The organism is Microbulbifer okhotskensis (assembly GCF_023895975.1).
GTDB classification, from domain to species: domain Bacteria; phylum Pseudomonadota; class Gammaproteobacteria; order Pseudomonadales; family Cellvibrionaceae; genus Microbulbifer; species Microbulbifer okhotskensis.
Genome location: NZ_JALBWM010000162.1, coordinates 1 through 6,017, shown reverse-complemented (window position 1 = coordinate 6,017; position 6,017 = coordinate 1). Strand labels below are relative to the sequence as shown.

Here is a 6,017-nt window from a genome sequence, read left to right as displayed (position 1 = left end):
GAAATACATCAGCCTATAAACCGTTTAGCTGACACAGAGTTTTGAACACCCTCGTTCAAACCAAAATGAAGCCTTTTGTCGAAGGCTACGTGACAAAGAACCCAATTGGCAAAAAACGTCACGGTAATGATTATCGACAGGACGGGGTGCTGACCTTAAAAGAGTTCTCTAAGATGATCATTAAGATTGTGCTTCATTACAACAATGATCATGTCGTAAGTACCTACGATATTGATTCTGGGGTACCTAAAACTTTACCGGCGAACCCGCTCACTCTTTGGAATTGGGGTATCAAATATCGAACAGGTCTATTAAGAAGACCTGATCCGCAGTTGGTAATTATTAACTTATTGCCACACACCAATGCAACGGTCACAGAGCATGGTTTAAAACTGTTTGGTTGTTATTATAGCTGTAAGCAAGCTTTAGATTGGGGATGGTTTGAAGAAAACTATCGAGGCCCCAAAACAGTTACCGTAGCTTACGATTTATATAGTACCAATATAATATATCTAAGGCCCACCGATTCTTACGCTGAATTTATACCTGCAAACCTCACTTCACGTAGCCGAGCTTATGCAGATATCACCATATGGGAGCTGTGGGCTGCCCAAGATATGGTTCTAGATGTAGCGGTAACTTCTAAGCTGAAGAAACGCTCAGGTTCAGTGAATCTAGTCAATGATCTTCAGCAAATTAAAGATGACTCTAAAAAACAGCAGCCTGCGTATTCAAAATCTGAAAAGATTAAAAGAGCAAAGGGTATCTCTAAGAATAAGCGAGGTGAAAGGCAGTATGAAAGGCAAAAGAAAACAGGAAACAGCGCTGTCGCCCAAGATGCATCAATAGCTACCGTCACGCCAATTCATGGCGGGAGCCCTGGGAAGAAGAGCTTTAAGCTTCCAGCACGGCTAAAGGATCTATTGAAGGAAGATAAGTCGGATGAATAACCCCCAGAATACGCGATTTCCTGAAGCAGAATATAAAAACCAAGGACTACCTGAGTACAGTGAGAACCCGCTAATTTCTGCATTACCTCAAATAATGAGCCCAATAGAAGTGGCTAAGGCACTCTCCAAAAGACCACACTACCAAGCAGAAGAATTAAATTTACCGTGTCATATCAGAACGCATGCCATTAACCGCCTGACCCGAGATTTCTTCGTTTCTCAAACCAACCATATCCTTATTGAGCAGAAACTATCAAAACTAATTCGATGTAGTTATTTAAATAGAAACCCAGAAAAAGCGACTTTCAAACGTAAACTGAACTCAATTAGAGATTTAGTTCAAAAAGAAGATTTAACAACGTACATCCATGATCAAGCAGATTCGCCAGCATCATCCATGACGATTGCAGGTATATCTGGTGCAGGAAAATCAACAACAACCAATTTGGTACTTAACACTTACCCGCGTGTGATCTACCACCCAAAGTATCATATGTTGCAAGTACCGTGGTTGAAAGTTGACTGTCCACACGATGGGTCTCTTTCTGACTTTTGCTTGAGCTTCTTTATTGCTTTGGGTCGACGCCTCAATATTGACTATCGTGCAAAATACGCATCCGGCAGGCCGACGATCGGCAAAATGATGGCTGATGTTGCAGATCTTTGCTTGATCCATGCTGTAGGCTTGGTTGTCATCGACGAGTTCCAGCATATGAGTCTTGCCAAGAGTGGTGGTGAGAAAAAAATGATCAACTTTTTAGTGACATTGGTAAATGTTGTTGAAGTTTCTGTTATTTTAATTGGTACACCTAAGGCATTGCGTTTATTTGCCAGTGAATTCAGACAAGCGCGTCGCGCTAGTGGCGATGGTAGTGTTGTTTGGGACCGGCTACCAAAAGATGAAAGTTGGGAGGATTTTCTCGAAGAGCTATGGCCCTACCAGTGGTTGCACAAAATAGTTGAGCGGAGTGAGCCATTAAATAATAAGCTATACGAATTAAGCCAGGGTGTTCCAGATATTGTTGTTAAGTTATTTTGTCTTGCCCAATCACGTGCCATTTTATTAGCGGATATCCCACAAGAAGAAGCACTTTCTCCAGAACTATTAACTCAAGTTTTTGAGGATGAATTTTCAATTGTGAAACCAATGCTTGATGCGCTTCGTTCCGGAAACCGTCGAAAAATTGAAGACTGTAATGATCTAATTTTTCCAAAGCTTGAAAGTAATATGATCAATGCTGTTAATCAGCTAATCGCGAAGCCTTTAGAAAAGGCAAAAAGTATTGAACTAGGTGATCCAACGGAAACCAGTATTGCAAATACAGCAATAGAAACGATAACTTCAATGGGTATAGCTCGAGATATTGCTCAACCGTTGATTACTGATGCACTTGCAAAAGATCCAGGTTTGAAATTAATACAAATTATCCAGCTAGCTACAACCGCTCTCACAGATACGAAAGGGCTGAAAGTCAAGAAACCCAAACCAGAGTACACAAGCAGGAAAAGCTGGCCACAGCTTTCTAAAAATGACCTCAGAAAGCTCTATGCAAGTAAGTCAGGTTCGATGTATGAATCTGTAGTGGAACAAGGGATAAATTATCCTATAGAAGGGTTGCTGGCAGGATGACATGCTCGGTTACTTCCCTACTCTGTATAAAGATGAGTTACTATACAGTGCCATAGCGCGATACGCGCTTCATACTGGTCAGGAGAATAGTCAGAAGGCAGTCTTACGAGATGTTTTTTCCTCAAGGACAGCTACCGCTATTCCTGATCTTCCAAGCCACCTGAATGCTTTGGTGCAAAATCTGAGTACTGTTTGGTCAACCACGGTTGATAATCTTATCGGTACTTACACACTTGCCCCGATTTATCTGCCCTTTCTTTCTGAAGAACAGGCAAGGTCAGTTAAACAGTCAATGACTTCAGATATCGGTGGTAATATCCATACGAGAGTTGGTATAACAGCTAGCTCAATCAAACAACTCTCCTTTTTTCGTTATTGCTCAGCCTGCATGACAGATCAATTGGCATTAGATGGCGAAGCTTATTGGCAGCGATCCCATCAATTACAAGGCTTAGATTTCTGTAAAAAACATTCTTGCCTTTTAAATAATTCAGAAGTTAGCTTTCACCCAAAAGAAAAACATCATTTTTTTACTGCCGCAGCTTCTTGTAGCTCAAGCGTTATTAGAAAATTAAAATTGCACCATAATGAAAAGGTACTAAATGACAAATACCTAGAGCTTCTCGAAGAGCCCTTTCTTGATGGATTCGGTGCTAATCGTTGGACCATGTTTTATCATAATCTAGCACACGATCTTGGATTTATAGAGAAAAACAGGATTCAGTATCAAAAAATATACCTTGTTATGAAGCAGGTGTGGAAAGGTTCAATCTTTGAGAAGTACTTTATCGAACCTATCGAAAATCATTGGCTAAAGAATATCTTCAGAAAGCATAGAAAATCATTCCACCCACTCAGGCATCTCTTGGTAATTACTGCGCTCGCTCCAGATATTTCAATTACTCAAATTTTATCAAAGGTGAAAAATTTTTCAGCGCCGAGTCAAGACTCAAATACCATGACTAACAGGCTAAAAGGAGGTAAGTCTGAGGAGGTTAAGCAACATAGGCAACTATGGCTCAATTTTCTTGATAAGCACAAAAGTTTAGGTATCAAAAATATAAGGAAAACACCAGGCGGGGGTGCCTTGTATTCTTGGTTGTACAGAAATGATTATCAATGGTTAATGAACAATAGACCTAAATATCGGCCGGAGAATCAATTGCATTATAAAGCAGATTGTCGTGAATGGGATAAATATAATGTTATTACTCTCAATAAGATTCACAAGGATTTGTCATTTAAGCCTAAGCGATGTCGATTAACAAAAACATTTTTATTAAAAAATTACCTCGTGCTAATTCAGTTGAAAAATACTTACATAAGCTACCTGAAACCCGAGAATGGCTAGCATCCCATTCTGAGTCTGTTGAAGACTTCCAATTACACCGTTTGAGATTTGCTTATAAAAAAATCGAAGAGCTGAAACTCGAAGTGAAAAAATGGAGGCTATTAAGGTTCGCTGGTATTCGTTCAGAATTAGTAACACCAAAAATTGAAAAAGAAATATTGAGGTTGGAACAAGGGAGAGGCCAACGATAGCTATGTCAGAAATCGATGAAATTGGAATTCGAGGGGTACCTAAAGGATCCAAGCTGATGGTACTAGGAGATTGGTACCGTAAAGCAGGTCAAGAGTGGCGTGTTGTCAGTTATTTCCAGAACCAAGAGAAAGGTTACTTTCGCAAGTCTCTACCTATTGATTGCCTACCAGCGCTAACGCCTGGGAAAATATTCCCTATGACATCAGTAGAGAATAAAGCTCAGGGTTGGACAGAAACTATAAAGTTGCCTGAACAAAATAGCTGGCAAAGAGTTTGTTTTAGAAATCTTCCGAATTCATTACGGCGTGCTCAAGGGTTTTCTTCTCAGTTTGATGATTGTTTTATATATAAAATTAATACCAGTGAAAAAGTATACTGGCTTCCAGTTTCTGAGTTGGCCCGCATGCTTTTTTTCCACTCCGCAGAGGTAGCTCGTGCCGCCGTGAATCAGGGTAATACCTGGCAGCTGGGTAAAGCTTGGAAGGAAGATTGGACTGGTGAGGTAAAACTATCTTCAAATATTCCTGTTCGATATTTGAATAGTTTACAATTTAGAAAGTTCTTTATTTGGCTATTTTTCTTTCCTGAGGTGGAAAAAAGTTTCGGATCTATCTTTCAAAATATCAATCGTTATACAAAGTTGAGTAATAACTCTGAGCGGTGGACATTTGATTTCAATCCGCCAGATCTTAGTCATTGCGAGTTCTCTTTTGCAGGCTTCACAGGAAGAGAATTTGAGAATAACCACGTATACATACGAGAAATAAGATATGTTTCTGGTTTGAAACCACCGGATATTGACACTATTAACTTTCCACACCCGGACGACAAGCTACTTTTGGAAGATAAATTAAAAGAACGTAATGAATCGAAATCAGCTTTAAAGATAAAACCACTGGTTAATATAAGCGAATTAGACCCGGATAACCGGCCTAAGGCAAGCATTAAAAGATATATGATAAAGCTGAGTCGAAGTGGTCTTAATTTTGAGGTCGAAATAGATACTAGACGCAGTCCAAGGCATGTTAATGTTCTACCTCACAATATTGACTCGGATCTGCTTGATGAGATTGAGGAGCAAACATCAGAGGAATTGGGCAGTTTGCTAGAAGGCTCTGATCAAGGTAAAGGGGTGAGAGTAGATGTTGATAATCTAGATCCGCCAGATCTCATCGATGCGCCAGAAAAGATTGTATTTTTTCAAGAAATGTTAGATAAGCTGAAGGATAAACATGGTTGGAAAATTGAGAGCAAGATAGGTGATGTGCCTCAAATGCGTTGCCGTACTCAACATTTAGTTGATAATCGCCCTCGTCGCTACTGTCATGCAGTGATTGAAAAAGATCAAAAAACTTTTATTCAAATCCTGGAAATTGAACTAACGAATAAAACTAAAAAAGATGGTACAGAAGAATCTGAAAGCCTTTCAACTTTATTTTTTCGGGCGGGAGACACAAAATCAACTTATTTAGATATCCTAGATGAATTGATGACATCATACAAGGATGAAGGTTTGGCTGCAATGAGCTGGAAGCGAAATTATATTTCCGAATATACGTCTATTCAAGAGTATTTGGCACATCCGGATAACAAAATAATAAGTGAAAATGATGCTTTGAATTCATGGGTAGAAAGAGCTGCGCAGAAAATAATCGGTATGTAAAACTGAAGTACAAGTGTACTAGGCACTGCGAGCCCAAACACCTTTTTCACAAATTCAAGACCGACCAATCGGAACAACTGTACTCGTTAATAGATTTAAAAATATACTTAAATCTGTGTTTTCTGAAAATAGTTCTGTTTGTCACGAATGCTGCATCTTTGTTTTGTCCTTATTTTATTGTAACTATTCAGTACTAACCTCAAAAAATTTGAATTTGTCCAATAAAAGCCT

4 protein-coding genes are annotated in these 6,017 nt (G+C 39.3%); all 4 read left to right on the top strand.

Going from position 1 to position 6,017, the window contains the following annotated elements; all coding sequences use genetic code 11:
* The first annotated feature begins 41 nt into the window (after window positions 1–41).
* The 4 genes from MO867_RS20035 (at window position 42) to MO867_RS20020 (ending at window position 5,786) form a co-directional block, all read left to right on the top strand.
* Entirely contained in the window at window positions 42–950 is a 909-nt protein-coding gene (locus tag MO867_RS20035; protein WP_252472406.1) for a Mu transposase C-terminal domain-containing protein, read from the top strand.
* Window positions 943–2,580 carry an ATP-binding protein gene (locus MO867_RS20030; protein ID WP_252472404.1) on the top strand — a complete coding sequence of 546 codons (1,638 nt, stop codon included), beginning with the start codon at window positions 943–945 and terminating at the stop codon, window positions 2,578–2,580. Before MO867_RS20035 ends, MO867_RS20030 begins: the two co-directional genes overlap by 8 nt.
* Window position 2,581: 1 nt before the next feature.
* Window positions 2,582–3,931, top strand: coding sequence for a TnsD family Tn7-like transposition protein (locus MO867_RS20025; protein ID WP_252472402.1), 1,350 nt, complete (start codon window positions 2,582–2,584; stop codon window positions 3,929–3,931).
* 193 nt (window positions 3,932–4,124) lie between these two features.
* Window positions 4,125–5,786 carry a Tn7-like element transposition protein TnsE gene (locus MO867_RS20020; RefSeq protein ID WP_252472400.1) on the top strand — a complete coding sequence of 554 codons (1,662 nt, stop codon included), beginning with the start codon at window positions 4,125–4,127 and terminating at the stop codon, window positions 5,784–5,786.
* Window positions 5,787–6,017: the final 231 nt, after the last annotated feature.

Excerpts from the sequence above, each read along its gene's own strand:
- MO867_RS20030 (WP_252472404.1), top strand. The coding sequence starts at position 943 with ATGAATAACCCCCAGAATACGCGATTTCCTGAAGCAGAATATAAAAAC.
- MO867_RS20025 (WP_252472402.1), top strand. The coding sequence starts at position 2,582 with ATGCTCGGTTACTTCCCTACTCTGTATAAAGATGAGTTACTATACAGT.
- MO867_RS20020 (WP_252472400.1), top strand. The coding sequence starts at position 4,125 with ATGTCAGAAATCGATGAAATTGGAATTCGAGGGGTACCTAAAGGATCC.